Annotated in this window: 1 rRNA gene (only partly in view); it reads left to right on the forward strand. The window is 55.4% G+C overall.

From position 1 onward, the window contains the following. Window positions 1-251 (forward strand): 16S ribosomal RNA (locus ASG05_RS15620) (it extends past both window edges: 949 nt to the left, 130 nt to the right).

The raw sequence follows: 251 nt of genomic DNA on the forward strand, positions 1-251 counted from the left end.
GGAAGGAGGGGACGACGTCAAGTCATCATGGCCCTTACGTCCGGGGCTACACACGTGCTACAATGGATGGTACAGAGGGCAGCTAGCTGGCAACAGTATGCGAATCTCACAAAGCCATTCACAGTTCGGATTGGGGTCTGCAACTCGACCCCATGAAGTTGGATTCGCTAGTAATCGCGTATCAGCAATGACGCGGTGAATACGTTCCCGGGCCTTGTACACACCGCCCGTCAAGCCATGGAAGTTGGGGG

This window comes from Frigoribacterium sp. Leaf186, from assembly GCF_001423905.1.
In the GTDB taxonomy this organism is placed as follows: Bacteria; Actinomycetota; Actinomycetes; order Actinomycetales; family Microbacteriaceae; genus Frigoribacterium.